Annotated in this window: 14 protein-coding genes; 6 read left to right on the top strand and 8 right to left on the bottom strand. The window is 58.3% G+C overall.

Going from position 1 to position 12,306, the window contains the following annotated elements; translation table 11 throughout:
* Positions 1–2 precede the first annotated feature (2 nt).
* From rpmI to AAE484_RS12000, 7 genes are all read right to left on the bottom strand, one after another.
* Positions 3–200: a 50S ribosomal protein L35 gene (gene rpmI / locus AAE484_RS12030; protein ID WP_341938642.1), complete on the bottom strand. Its 198-nt coding sequence runs from the start codon at positions 198–200 to the stop codon at positions 3–5.
* Positions 201–261: 61 nt separating this feature from the next.
* On the bottom strand, positions 262–804 hold the full coding sequence (infC, locus tag AAE484_RS12025) for a translation initiation factor IF-3 (RefSeq protein WP_341938724.1): 543 nt from the start codon (positions 802–804) through the stop codon (positions 262–264).
* Positions 805–876: 72 nt separating this feature from the next.
* Positions 877–2,805, bottom strand: a complete 1,929-nt coding sequence (gene thrS / locus AAE484_RS12020; RefSeq protein WP_341938641.1) for a threonine--tRNA ligase — start codon at positions 2,803–2,805, stop codon at positions 877–879.
* A gap of 277 nt (positions 2,806–3,082) precedes the next feature.
* A complete protein-coding gene (locus tag AAE484_RS12015; RefSeq protein ID WP_341938640.1) occupies positions 3,083–4,495 on the bottom strand; it encodes a family 43 glycosylhydrolase in 1,413 nt (470 codons plus the stop codon).
* An 88-nt stretch (positions 4,496–4,583) separates the two neighbouring features.
* On the bottom strand, positions 4,584–4,937 hold the full coding sequence (locus AAE484_RS12010) for an FHA domain-containing protein (protein ID WP_341938639.1): 354 nt from the start codon (positions 4,935–4,937) through the stop codon (positions 4,584–4,586).
* A gap of 30 nt (positions 4,938–4,967) precedes the next feature.
* Positions 4,968–6,623 (bottom strand): serine/threonine-protein kinase, encoded by a 1,656-nt coding sequence (locus tag AAE484_RS12005; protein ID WP_341938638.1) that lies wholly within the window; start codon positions 6,621–6,623, stop codon positions 4,968–4,970.
* 9 nt (positions 6,624–6,632) lie between these two features.
* Complete coding sequence (locus tag AAE484_RS12000; RefSeq protein ID WP_341938637.1) at positions 6,633–6,995, bottom strand: FHA domain-containing protein; 363 nt, start codon at positions 6,993–6,995, stop codon at positions 6,633–6,635.
* Between the two features lie 335 nt (positions 6,996–7,330).
* On the opposite strand from AAE484_RS12000, the gene AAE484_RS11995 reads away from it, so the two are divergent.
* From AAE484_RS11995 to AAE484_RS11985, 3 genes are read left to right on the top strand one after another with little or no spacing between them, the layout of a single operon-like run.
* Positions 7,331–7,918, top strand: a complete 588-nt coding sequence (locus tag AAE484_RS11995; RefSeq protein ID WP_341938636.1) for a hypothetical protein — start codon at positions 7,331–7,333, stop codon at positions 7,916–7,918.
* A complete protein-coding gene (locus tag AAE484_RS11990; protein ID WP_341938635.1) occupies positions 7,915–8,352 on the top strand; it encodes a phage holin family protein in 438 nt (145 codons plus the stop codon). The genes AAE484_RS11995 and AAE484_RS11990 overlap by 4 nt, the downstream gene beginning before the upstream one ends.
* Positions 8,349–9,047, top strand: a complete 699-nt coding sequence (locus tag AAE484_RS11985; protein WP_341938634.1) for a DUF3618 domain-containing protein — start codon at positions 8,349–8,351, stop codon at positions 9,045–9,047. Before AAE484_RS11990 ends, AAE484_RS11985 begins: the two co-directional genes overlap by 4 nt.
* A gap of 49 nt (positions 9,048–9,096) precedes the next feature.
* Here the strand turns inward: AAE484_RS11985 and AAE484_RS11980 are convergent, their stop codons facing one another.
* The gene (locus AAE484_RS11980; protein ID WP_341938633.1) at positions 9,097–9,486 is read right to left on the bottom strand and encodes a DUF4112 domain-containing protein; all 390 of its coding nucleotides are present in this window, start codon (positions 9,484–9,486) and stop codon (positions 9,097–9,099) included.
* 227 nt (positions 9,487–9,713) lie between these two features.
* On the opposite strand from AAE484_RS11980, the gene AAE484_RS11975 reads away from it, so the two are divergent.
* The 3 genes from AAE484_RS11975 to AAE484_RS11965 all read left to right on the top strand — a co-directional run bounded on the left by AAE484_RS11975 (position 9,714) and on the right by AAE484_RS11965 (position 12,297).
* Positions 9,714–10,208 carry a hypothetical protein gene (locus tag AAE484_RS11975; RefSeq protein WP_341938632.1) on the top strand — a complete coding sequence of 165 codons (495 nt, stop codon included), beginning with the start codon at positions 9,714–9,716 and terminating at the stop codon, positions 10,206–10,208.
* A 174-nt stretch (positions 10,209–10,382) separates the two neighbouring features.
* Positions 10,383–10,547: a hypothetical protein gene (locus AAE484_RS11970; protein WP_341938631.1), complete on the top strand. Its 165-nt coding sequence runs from the start codon at positions 10,383–10,385 to the stop codon at positions 10,545–10,547.
* Positions 10,548–10,866: 319 nt separating this feature from the next.
* Entirely contained in the window at positions 10,867–12,297 is a 1,431-nt protein-coding gene (locus AAE484_RS11965; RefSeq protein ID WP_341938630.1) for a DUF4331 domain-containing protein, read from the top strand.
* Positions 12,298–12,306: the final 9 nt, after the last annotated feature.

Here is a 12,306-nt window from a genome sequence, read left to right as displayed (position 1 = left end):
GATTAGTTGGTGCGCAACAGCCGTTTAACCGCCGGAACATCCGCATCGTTGAGGATGCTGGTGCCGCGCAGCTGACGCTTACGCTTGGTGGTCATTTTGGTGAGGATGTGGCTCTTGAAAGCGTGTTTGTGCTTAAAACCAGCCGCCGTCTTTTTAAAGCGCTTGGCGGCGCCACTGTGTACTTTAGCTTTTGATGCCATGGGATAAAACTCCGCATTCAAAGTGTGATTAAACAGTAACTCAGGCAGCTAAAAAGCCCAGCTACTTCTTCTTTTTCGGGGCGATCACCATGGTGAGCTGCCGGCCTTCCATTTTTGGCTGTTGCTCCACGGTGCCCAGATCAACCAGATCCTCTTCGATGCGATGCAGCACATCCATCCCGAGCTCCTGGTGAGCCATTTCCCGGCCGCGGTAACGCAGGGTTACCTTGGCCTTGTCCCCGTTCTCAAGGAAACGTATCAGGTTGCGTAGTTTGACCTGATAGTCTCCGGACTCCGTCCCTGGACGAAACTTCATTTCTTTGATCTGCTGCTGCTTCTGCTTCTTCTTGGCAGCGGCTTTGGTTTTCTTGATTTCAAACAGGTGTTTGCCGTAGTCCATCACCTTGCAGACTATCGGGTCACTATCGGAGGCTATTTCCACCAAATCCAGGTCAGCGGACTGTGCTGTCTGCAGTGCTTCATCAAAGGGAACAATGCCCACTTGCTCACCATCAGCCCCAATCAGTCGAACTTCGTTGGCCTCGATCTGGTCGTTAATACGGGCTTTTTTGGATTTGCCTTTCGCAGCTGTTGGTCGTTTGATAGCTGTTTTCTCCTGTCTGTTTAAAAAAGTGAGGTGTTATCGCCAGCGGCGCCGGCCCCTTGGGGCCCGCGCCTACTGTGATTCGCCTCGCCCGCGCCGGGCCACATCGGCGGCCAAGTGCTCGGCAAAGGACTCCACGCTCATAATACCCAGGTCTTCCCCACCGCGCGTCCGCACGGCCAGGGAGCCGGATTCCATCTCTTTGTCGCCAATCACGAGCAGGTACGGAATCCGTTGTAGAGTATGCTCGCGGATTTTAAAGCCGATCTTCTCGTTTCTCAAGTCCGAAATGACCCTAAATCCTTTATCTCGCAGGGTTTTTTCGGTTTTTTGGGCATATTCGGCCTGATTGTCGGTAATATTGAGCACCACGGCCTGTTCCGGCGCCAACCAGGCGGGGAAGGCACCCTCGTAATGTTCGATCAAAATACCGATAAATCGCTCGAAGGAGCCCAGAACGGCCCGGTGCAACATGACCGGCACCTGGCGCGAGCCATCTTCCGACACAAATTGTGCATCCAGACGCCCCGGCATGGAGAAATCCACCTGAATGGTGCCCAGCTGCCAGACCCGGCCGATGCAGTCTTTGAGGGAGAACTCGATTTTGGGGCCGTAGAAGGCGCCCTCACCCGGCAGTTCTTCCCAGTCCAGGTTCTTGGCGTTGAGCGCGTCGGCCAGGGCCTTTTCGGACTTGTCCCAGCTCTCGTCGCTGCCCACCCGCTGCTCGGGGCGGGTGGAGAGCCGATAAATGACCTCGTCGAAGCCAAAGTCCTCGTACACCTGGTGCAGCAGATCGATGAAATCGGACACTTCCGGCTGGATCTGCTCTTCGGTGCAGAAAATATGGGCATCGTCCTGGACGAAGCCGCGCACCCGCATGATGCCGTGCAGTGAGCCGGAGGGCTCATTGCGGTGGCAGGAGCCGAACTCGGCCAGACGCAGGGGCAGGTCCCGGTAGCTCTTTAGGCCCTGATTGAACACCTGCACGTGGCAGGGGCAGTTCATGGGCTTGACCGCAAAATCCCGCTCTTCGGACTTGAGGGTGAACATGCCCTCGCCGAACTTCTCGGCATGGCCGGATTTGTGCCACAGGGACATATCCACCACCTGAGGGGTGCGGATTTCCTGGTAGCCGTGGCGGTTCTGCTGGTAGCGCATGTAGTCTTCCAGCGTTTTGTAGATGGACCAACCGCGCGGGTGCCAGAACACCATGCCCGGCGCCTCTTCCTGGATGTGGAAAAGGTTGTGCTTCTTGGCCAGCTTGCGGTGATCGCGCTTCTCCGCCTCTTCCAGGCGGTGCAGGTAGGCCTTGAGCTCTTTCTTGTCATTCCAGGCGGTCCCATAGATGCGCTGCAGCTGCTTGTTGCTGGCATCGCCGCGCCAGTAGGCCCCCGACACGCGCATCAGCTTGAAGTGGCGCATGACCCGGGTATTGGGCACGTGCGGCCCACGGCACATGTCCACGTATTCCTGGTGGTGATAGAGCGCCACCTCGGTTTCGCCGTTTTCAATCAGGTTGTCGATCAGCTCGACTTTGTAGTCTTCACCGCGCTCGGCGAAGAGCTGGCGCGCCTCCTGGATGGGGGTCACCTTTTTGATCACGTCGTAATCGGTCTTGATCAGTTCCTTGATGCGCTGCTCGATCGCGTCCTGGTCTTCCGGGGTGAGCGGGCGCGGAAAATCGATATCGTAATAGAAGCCGTCTTCAATCACCGGACCAATGGCCATTTTGGCCTCGGGGAACAGCTGCTTGACCGCATGACCGACCAGGTGGGCGAAGGAGTGGCGGATGACCTCCAGCCCCTCGGCGTCGCGGCCGGTGATCAGGGTGACCTTGACGTCGTTCTCAATCAGCTCACAGGCATCGACCAGGTGGCCGTCAATACGGCCACAGACGGTCGCCTTGGCCAGGCCCGGACCAATGTCCTCGGCCACCTGCATCAGGGTTACCGGCTGGGAAAACTCGCGATTGGAACCATCGGGAAGACTTACTACAGGCATGTGTATCCTCTGTGTCAGTGGTGACCCCTACCAAAGGCCACTTGAGATCAGCGCGTAACACCGGTCGGTGTCGGCTCATCTTGAAACAAAAATGTCGCCGGGAGTCGCTCCCGGAACGGCTTGAAGGCGGGCAGTATATAAAAACGGTGGCGTAGATGCCACCGTGGGGGATTATTAAAGGGTTGCGGCGGATGCGCTTGACGCTTATCCGCCCTACGATGGACCTCGAGGTATACGTAGGGCGGATAAGCCGAAGGCGCATCCGCCACATCCATCACTACTCGGTCGGAGTCACCTGAAACGTCGCGGCTTTGCGCTCGGCCGCGGAATCGGGGTTGCCCAGGATCAACTCGCCGTCTTTCACCATCAGGTAATGGTCTTTGTTCTCGATGGAGCGGAACGAGGACCAGTCGCCGTCGGCCAGGCCGCTGACCTGCTCGAAGGTGGCGTTGCGGGCGAAGGCGTCGGTGCCGTCGTGCTCCACGATGGAAGCCTCGCCGTCCTCGGCCACCAGATAGTAGCCCGGGCGGGTCTCCGGCTGGAAGGAGACGGTATTGCCGCCCTGCTCTACCAACGCTTTGACGTGCCACTTGAAGTTGTAGTGGTCCTCGGCTTCCAGGCCGGTGGCGCTGACTGCCTCGTCGCTGCCGTAACGCAGATAGTGATCGGTATCGGCGAAGCTCTGCAGCGCCTGAGCGGCGTGGGTGATGCCGGAGGCGGTGGGTGTCAGCTTCTTGATGGTGCCGTCAGCGTTGTAGCGCAGGTGCTCCATCGACACGGAGCGGCGGAAGTTGCCCCCGGTGGGCAGCGCCGCAGTGTGGTAAATGAAATACTGCTTACCCTCGTACTTGAGGATCGCCTGGTGGCTGGTGCCGCTGTCTTCGATGACTTCCATCAGCTTGCCCTTGTACTCCCAGGGCCCCGCCGGGCTGTCGCTCATGGCGTAGGCCAGCTCTTCCGGGTAGTTCATGGCAAAGGTCAGGTAGTACATGCCCTCGTGCTCGTGAATCCAGGGTGCCTCGGTGAAGGTGCCGGGCATGCCTTCGATGTCCACGCGGTGGATTTCGCCGTCGAACTCGATCATGTTGTCTTTGAGTTTGGCATAGTACAGGTGGGAGTTGCCCCAGTAGAGGTAGGCCTGGCCGTCGTGGTCCACAAACACGGTTGGGTCGATATCGTCCCAGCTGTGGCTGTGCTCGATCATGTGCTCGGCCGGCTCGGTCTCATTCGGGTCGAGCATGGGCTCGCCCAGCGCATCCTTCCAGCCGGTGACCGGATCATCAGAGACGGCCACGCCCAGGGTATACCCCCCCATGCCTTCGCCATCTTCGGGCTCGGGCATGCGCACGGTGGTGTACCAGTAGAACTTGCCGTCGTGCTCGGTCGCCTGGGACGCCCAGGCCGAATCGTGTTCCGCCCATTCGAAGATGGTGCGCGGCACGGCGCCCTCAAGGGTCCAGTCTTCGAGGTTATCTGAAGAGTAGATGTTCCATTCCTTCAGGACAAAAAAATCGCCCTCTTCGGTCGCTTCATCATGGCCGACGTACAGATAGACTCGGCCGTCATGGACCAGCGCGGCCGGGTCGGCCGTGAAGCGCTCGGTGATGATCGGGTTGTCGGCCTGCGCGCCGGCCGCACAGGTCAGACCGACCAGGGTAGCGCCCAGCGTGCGTTTGAAGGTTGTAGCCATGAAGATTCTCCTGCTTAACATTGTTATGAAATCATCAGTATTGGATTATCATAATACAATTGACGCAAAAGAATCCACTCCCGCCGACCTATCCCGAGACCATATGGCGGGTTTTCTCCAGGTCCTGCTCGTCATCATCGACAAACTTGAACTCATTCCAGGCCAGGCGGACCTTGTCATTGTGATGCAGCCGCAGGCGCTTGAGCACCCGCTGATCGTTCACAAAGGTGCCGTTGGTACTGCCCAGATCTTCCAGATAATACTCCCGGAAGTCCGGAAAATCCGGGTTGCGCTTGGCGGTCAGGCGCGCATGCTGACCACTGACCGCGGTATCATCAATCAGAACGTCACACTCGGGGTGCCGCCCCAGGCGAAGCTCGCCACGGGAAAGCTCAAATTTGTGGACCGCGACATCGTCCACCAGTTGGATTAACCAGGCCATGTGTTAACACCTTCTGTCAGCGTGAATGATTTAAAACTCTCGTGCCAGAGCCGAGCGCAACGCTTTCGCCATTTCGGCCGCATTGGCATAACGCTTCTGGGACTCTTTCTGCAACGCCTTGTTGACGATCCGCGTCGCACTGCGGGGCAGATCCTTGCGCGCTTCGCGCAGCGGGCGATGACGACTCTGCACAATCTGATAGCTCAGCTCGGCAATGGTGTCCCCACGAAACGGCAGAGCGCCGGTCAATAACTGATACAGCGTCACACCCAGACTGAATATGTCGCTCGCCGGCCCCACCGAAACACCCCTCAGTTGCTCCGGCGACATATAGAGCGGACTGCCCATGATTTCCCCGGTCTGGGTGCGGGCGCTGTTGGCCACCCGGGCAATGCCAAAGTCGGTCACCACTACCCGTCCCTCATCGGAGTCATACAGTATGTTGCCCGGCTTGATGTCCCGATGGACCACTTGCTGCTCATGGGCGTAGGCCAGCGCCTCGGCCACGTCGGCCACCAGTTGGTACACCCGGGCGATGGGGAGCAGCTGCACAGCGGGCGTGTGTTGGCTCAGGGGTTCACCGCGCACATAGTCCATGGCAATAAAGGCGAGTTCATTTTCCTCGCCCACGTCATACACGGTCACGATATTGGGGTGGCGCAGTCGCCCGGCCGCTTCCGCCTCCCGGAAAAAACGCTTTTTCAGATTCTCGCGCTCACTCGCATCAAAGGGGGCGACATTGAGCGTCTTGATCGCCACTTCGCGCGCGATGTGCGGGTCCCGTCCGAGATAAACCACACCCATGGCCCCCCGGCCCAGTTCGTGCTCAATCTTGTAGCGCCCCAGGGTCTGGGGCACCGACAGCTCCTCCAACACCTGGGTCTGAGCCAGGGTCTGGCCCGCCGTTCGCGCCTGGCCAGCTTCCAGGGCTTTGAGCCGCTCCGCCGTATCGCGATAGGTCGGCTTGCGCCGGCTGAGCTCGCGATAACAGGCCTGGGCCTCCTGCCTTCGGTGGCGCCGCTGGTGTTCGCGTCCCTGGTCGTACAGCTGATCCAGCAGGGAGTCAGTGGTAGGACAGAGCTTCAGCGCCTCGAGCGCCTCCCCCCAATGGCCATTCTGGAAACGCTCGGTACCCAGCTGCCGACGCAGGTAGTGCGCCTGTCGATACCAGCGGCGCTGCCGGCCATACACGCCGACCAGAAAGAGGCCGAGCCAGAGGTACTGGATCGAAAGCCCCAGAGGCAGCCAGTAGCCCTGGCTGATCTGAGCGCCCAACTGCCCGGCCATCAGGGCCAGGGTGAACATCGCAGCCAGCAGTAGCGATGCCATTCGGCCAATGCCGGGCACCAGCCAGAGCAGAAAGAGCATCAACAACAGAATCAGCCCTGAGAAACCGGGGTAAAACCACCAGGGCGTCCGATATTGATCGCTGAATGATGGCTCCGCCCAGTGGTCGGTCACGTCGGGCCAAGCGCGCTGCCAGGACGGTGGCGCCTGAGGCTTGTCTGGATAGGCATACTGAACCCGAGCCGGGGTCAGACTGACCGCCGTCTCAAACACCACCTCATCCAGCCAGAACAGCGACGGAAACGATGAGGGCGCCAGAATCAGCCAGGCACCCAGAACCAGCACAAGGGTGCGCAGGCTGATCCAGTCGGCAAGTCGTTCCGTGAGTGTTGAATTCATGGAGACGGGCTATCGTTCGGCGGTGTAGTAAACGCCGGGGATCCAGCTCTTCTTGATTTTGAGGGTGCGCTGCAACTCGTCTGATATCTGCTCGGCATACTGCAGATTGTGAGTCCCGATACGCACATTATCCTCTGGGCTCAGGGTCGCTTCGGGCAGGCGCTTTTCATTGACCCAGACGCCGTTGGTGCTCTCCAGGTCACGAATACGGTAGCCAGCGTCAGCCGCCTCGATAACGGCGTGACGGCTGCTCACGGTGGGATCATCCACCACCAGGTGGTTGTCGGCGCCGCGGCCGATGGTCAGTGGTTGGTCGCCAAGCTCGTAGTAGCCAATGCTGGAACCGTTGAGCTGGTGGTGGATGTACGGCATAGGGCCCCCTGTCTGTGCCGGTCAATCTTCCAAGCCTAGCACAGGTCCAGCGGCCGAATTGTGACGCCTTTCTCCTCTTGCGGAATCAACCCCGACAACCGCCGTCCGGGACCAATAGCGGGCAAGAATATGGCGAACAGTGGCTGCCCCCCCTACCCTGCCTGTTGCCCCTGCGTATCGGTCAGCGCTTGGCAATGCCGCTGCTGCGTCCGCTAACGCACAGAACTGATGCCGACACCGTGAAAGACTCAGATTGAAAGCACTTCGATAATGATGTGCCAGCCAGGGAAAATCCATCAACTGCCAGCATTCAACCGAATGCCCAGGAGTGTGTAATGACACCATCGAACCCCTACCCCGATCAACGCAACACGGACCCTATGTCCGACGACGCCGATAACGGGACGTCGAAACAGAAATTTGAGGAAGATGCACGGGACGCCAAGCGTGAAGCCGGCGCCCAGGCGCGAGAGCAAGCCGAAGCCGGCCAGCACCGGATCGCCGATGAAGCCGATGCGTTGTCGGACGCCATTGATGCCGCCGCCTCCAATCTCGATGATGACGACCGCGAAGGACTGGCCCGCTATGCGCGCGAGCTGAGCCGTCACCTCTCTACGGCGGCCGGGCAACTTGAAAACCGCAGCGTCGATGAGCTCGCAGGCGATGCCAAGCGCCTGGCACGGAATAACCCAGCGCTGTTCATGCTGGGCAGCATTTCCGTCGGCTTTGGGCTGTCACGGTTTTTCAAGGCGAGCGCGGAGCGCGACCACCAGGACCAAGATCAGGCAGACCGGAACACGGATAGCACCCGGGAGGATGACGTCTGGGAAGGCATGCCAGCGCACCAGCGAGAAAGGGATGTGACGGGAACCAACACCACGACAGCAACCCCCCACAACGGCCACGGGAGCGACATGCCATGAAACAGGAACAACAACCCACACCGATTTCATCGGCACCAGCACCAAGCCGTCAGCGCAGTGCCGAGTCGATTACCGACCTGATTCGGGACCTCGCCACGGACCTGTCTTCGCTTCTCGGCAAAGAGGTCGAGCTGGCGAAATCTGAAGTGCGGGAATCCGTCTCGGAAGTACAGACCGCCGTCGGCGCTATCGCGACGGGTACGGCCCTCGCCACCGCAGGGCTCGTCATCCTGCTGATGAGCGCAGTGTACGGGCTCAGTAACGTCATGGACCCCTGGCTTGCGGCACTGATCGCCGGCGCCGCTGCACTCCTGGTCGGCTACCTGATGGTCCACTCGGCCAAGAAAAAATTGAGTGCGAACACCATCGTGCCGGAGCGCACGATGGAATCCGCAAAGAAAGATAAAGAGACTCTCGAGAGGGCAACCCAATGAGCAATGCTACCGATACCCGAAACGATAATAGAGGCCAGAACCACGATCAGCCTGACAGTGGGAAACATGACAGCAGGAAAACTCCCAGACAGCTGGAGCAGGAAGTCGATCAGGCCCGCACCCGGTTTGGCAGGACCGCCAGTGAGCTGTCTGACCGGCTTTCGCCTGGAGAGCTTGTCGATCAGGCGATCGGCATGGCTCGAGAGCACGGCGGGGAGTTTGGCCGCAACCTCGGATCCCAGGTCAAAAGCAACCCAATGCCGATGATTCTTACCAGCGTCGGCATGTCCTGGCTGATGCTCTCGTCCGGTAAAACTGGCGCGGCGCACGACCACAACAGGCACGCCACGAGCTCAAGCCAGAACGGGCGGGGAGTCAAGGACACCCTGAACGATGCCGCCGAAAAATCGCAGGACGCGGCATCCGCTGTGGGAGACGGCATTCAGGATACAGCGGAAAACCTGAGGGACTCCGCGCAGAGCGCCCGGAAGAGCCTGATGCGGTTTTACCGCGACCAGCCATTAATTGCGGGGAGCCTGGGCATCGCCATCGGTGCCGCCCTGGGTGCGCTGGTACCGCCCACCGAAATGGAGGACGACATGGTCGGTGAGGCAAGCGATCACAGCGTGGATGTTGCCAAGTCCAAAGCCGCCAAAGAGTACGACGGCGTTCGCGAACACGCACGAACGCGGTAAGTCATTCAATCAAACCTGACGCGATGGGCCGGCTCGTGACCGAACCGGCCTAATCTCTGTCAACAATACGGGTATTGAGCTGACGCTCAACATGCGTCGTAATGATATCGACATTCTTGCTGTTGGCTTTGAATCCGACATCAAAGATATCCCCGAAAAAGGGGATCAGACCAATGAGCCAATCGATAAAGATATTCCAGATCATCAACAGTCGTTGATGCCAGGGCACACCGGCCTGCCTGGAAAAACTGTAGATGTACCCTGAAACCGCAGCGGTCAATGAATCCCCAACCACGGGTATCAGCCCAACAATGGAATCGACCCCGAAACGGATACCTGTTCCCGGGATGACAAACGCCTTGTCCATCAATCGGGACAGTTTCTGGAGTTTCGCCAGGGTTTCAGGTGTTATGGAGTTGGGGGACTCAGAGCTGTTCATGGGGTCACTTCGTATGCGGATTCCGGGGCTGATGATGGTCAGCCGTCGGGAGCACCTCGTCTGTGCGATAGCGAACCGACCGACCACCTCTCCATCACCATGATATCAGCTGTTCAGAACATTCGCATGAACACTGACTTCCTCCATTTCGACACGTCCAATCGCTCGTGTAGGGTTCTGGTGGGCAAGCGGACGGCTGCCCGGCCAGGCATACACAAGGAGATATAATGCCCGACCATTCTGCCGTTGCTCCCGAAATCAACGCCAAAGCCGCACTCTTTGCCGCCTTCATCGCTGGCGCCGCATTCATTATGCTTGGAATACTGCTAATGGTCGTAGCCCCTGTCTTTGTGGACGACAGCTCCTGGAGCCCCGCGCACCGGCTCGCGGCCATCGGGATGGACAAAGGTGCCTTGCCGCTGCCCGCAAACCTGGGTGCGGCTGCCATCACGATTACAACGGCGATCTACGCCGGATTGTCGCTGATTCTTGCCTTTTTATTCGCGCTTATCGTCCGGGGCCGCACTTTTGGCATGGTAATCTTCCTGGGCATCCTTTTCGGCCTGCTTGTGTACCTGATCGGTTTCTATAGTGTGGCCCCGATGCTTCCCGGGTTGAACATGGCTCGTGGCTGGGACGTCATCATTATCCACCTTACCTACGGCGCCATTCTGGGCTGGGTCTACGGCTCTGTGGCGCGAAAGACAAATCGCCCCCTGTAAGTTGGGCAGCGCACAGACTGGAGCTTTACCTTTGCGCTACCGTGAAAACCTACCAAGGAGTCTCTCGACTTTTTGGAGAAGAAGTGGAACCCAACGACATGATCCCATTCATTCTGATTCATGCACAAAGCTTCCACCTCTGCCAAATCTGTAATCGACATGGAGCGAAAGACCATGAAAATCACCGGAACCATTGCAGCCGCCCTGCTCGCAAGTACCTTTATGCTCGGGCTTACCGCCTGTGAGGACGACGGTCCCCTTGAGGAGGCCGGAGAAAACATTGACGAGTCGGTCGAAGACTCTGGCGATGCGATTGAAGATGCCACCGACGGCAACTGAACCGAGCCGGTTTGAAGGAGCTTCAGGACGAAAATCGACACCTGGAGAAGTTGAACGACGAAGAGTGCTTAAGGCGGCCCTCAACCTGAAACTCCTGTTCAGCCTATATGTCGATCCATCTTACAAATTAACGTAGTTCAACTTGTCAATATCGGCTGAGGTTCTGATTTTTATGGAATAAGTATTTTAGGGCACGCTTTATGCTGACGATGATATCCAGCTCTCGTCAGAGCGTGTCGATAGAGTAAACGGAAGTTCTAATTATCTTTCAACAGGCAAAGGGGCAGAGTAAACCAAGACCACAAACCAGGAGACTGACATGAAACCGTTGATTTTAATTTCAGGTACCGCCGCAGGGCTGGTGCTTTGCCTGGGAGTACAGGCTTCCAGCCACAGAGAGGCGCCACAGATTACCGAGACCCCCAAGGTGGATGCCACCGACTTCTACATGTTCAAGAGCTATGAGGCGGGTCGGCAGGACTACGTCACCCTGATTGCCAACTACCTTCCGCTACAGGATCCCTACGCTGGGCCCAACTATTTCACCCTGGACGACGACGCCATCTACGAAATCCATATCGATAACGATGGCGACGCCCAAGAGGACATCACCTTCCGCTTCAACTTCACCACCACCGTACGCGGCGTGGAGCTGGATATCAACGGCGAGCCGGTAGCCATTCCTCTGATCCAGGCCGGCGTTATTGGACCCGGGATCAACGACACGCAGAACCTTAATGTACTGGAAACCTACACTGTCACCATGATTGACGAAAATCGTGACAACGGACGTGCAAGCGCCATTACGGGTCTCTTCAGTTCATCTGAAGACTTCGCCAAGCCAGTAGACAACATCGGCAACAAGACGCTGCCGGTTTACGCTTCTTACGCCAACGGTCACACCTACGATGTGTCCATTCCCAACTGCAGCGACGGTCGTCTATTTGTTGGCCAGCGCAAAGAGAGCTTTGTAGTCAACCTGGGTGAGACCTTCGACCTGATCAACACCAATCCTCTGGGACCGGTGGACGGTGAGCCCAACACCCTGGCAGAAAAAAACGTGACCACCCTGGCTTTAGAAGTACCGGCCACCTGTCTCACCAATGGCAGCGACCCGGTAATTGGAGCCTGGACAACCGCCAGTGTGCGTCAGGTTAATGTGGTGAATCCCTCTCCAGTCAAACGCTCTGCGGTGATCCACGGTGGATCTTACACCCAGGTCTCGCGGCTGGGCTCGCCACTGGTGAACGAACTGGTAATCGGGCTGCCGGACAAGGACAGGTTCAATCACAGTGAGCCCGAGGACGACGGCCAGTTCGCCACTTATGTGACGAATCCGACGCTGCCGGCCCTGATCGAATTGCTTTTTCCCTCCGCTCCGGCACCCACCCAATTCCCTCGGGGAGACTTGGTGTCGGTGTTTCTTACTGGCGTGAAAGGCCTCAACCAGCCCGTAAATGTACAGGCCTCGGAAATGCTGCGTCTCAACACGGAAATTCCCGCCGTGGCGGCGGCCTCACAGGATCCGCTGGGAGTAATTGCTGGTGATATCGCGGGTTTCCCCAATGGTCGGCGCCCTGGTGACGACGTGGTAGACATCTCCCTGCGCGTAGTGATGGGTGTACTGCTGGACGAGGAAGTAGCCCCCGCCGGTCAGGCAGCGTTCACTGATGGCGCCTACGTGGATGCACTTCAATTTGACGAGACTTTTCCCTACTTGGTAACGCCGTTGCCCGGTTCGCCCAATTGATCTGGAGGT

It is taken from the genome of Marinimicrobium sp. C2-29 (assembly GCF_038419845.1).
Lineage (GTDB): Bacteria > Pseudomonadota > Gammaproteobacteria > Pseudomonadales > Cellvibrionaceae > Marinimicrobium.
The sequence above is the reverse complement of the archived record's forward strand: the minus strand, read 5'-3'. Positions and strand labels throughout refer to the sequence as shown.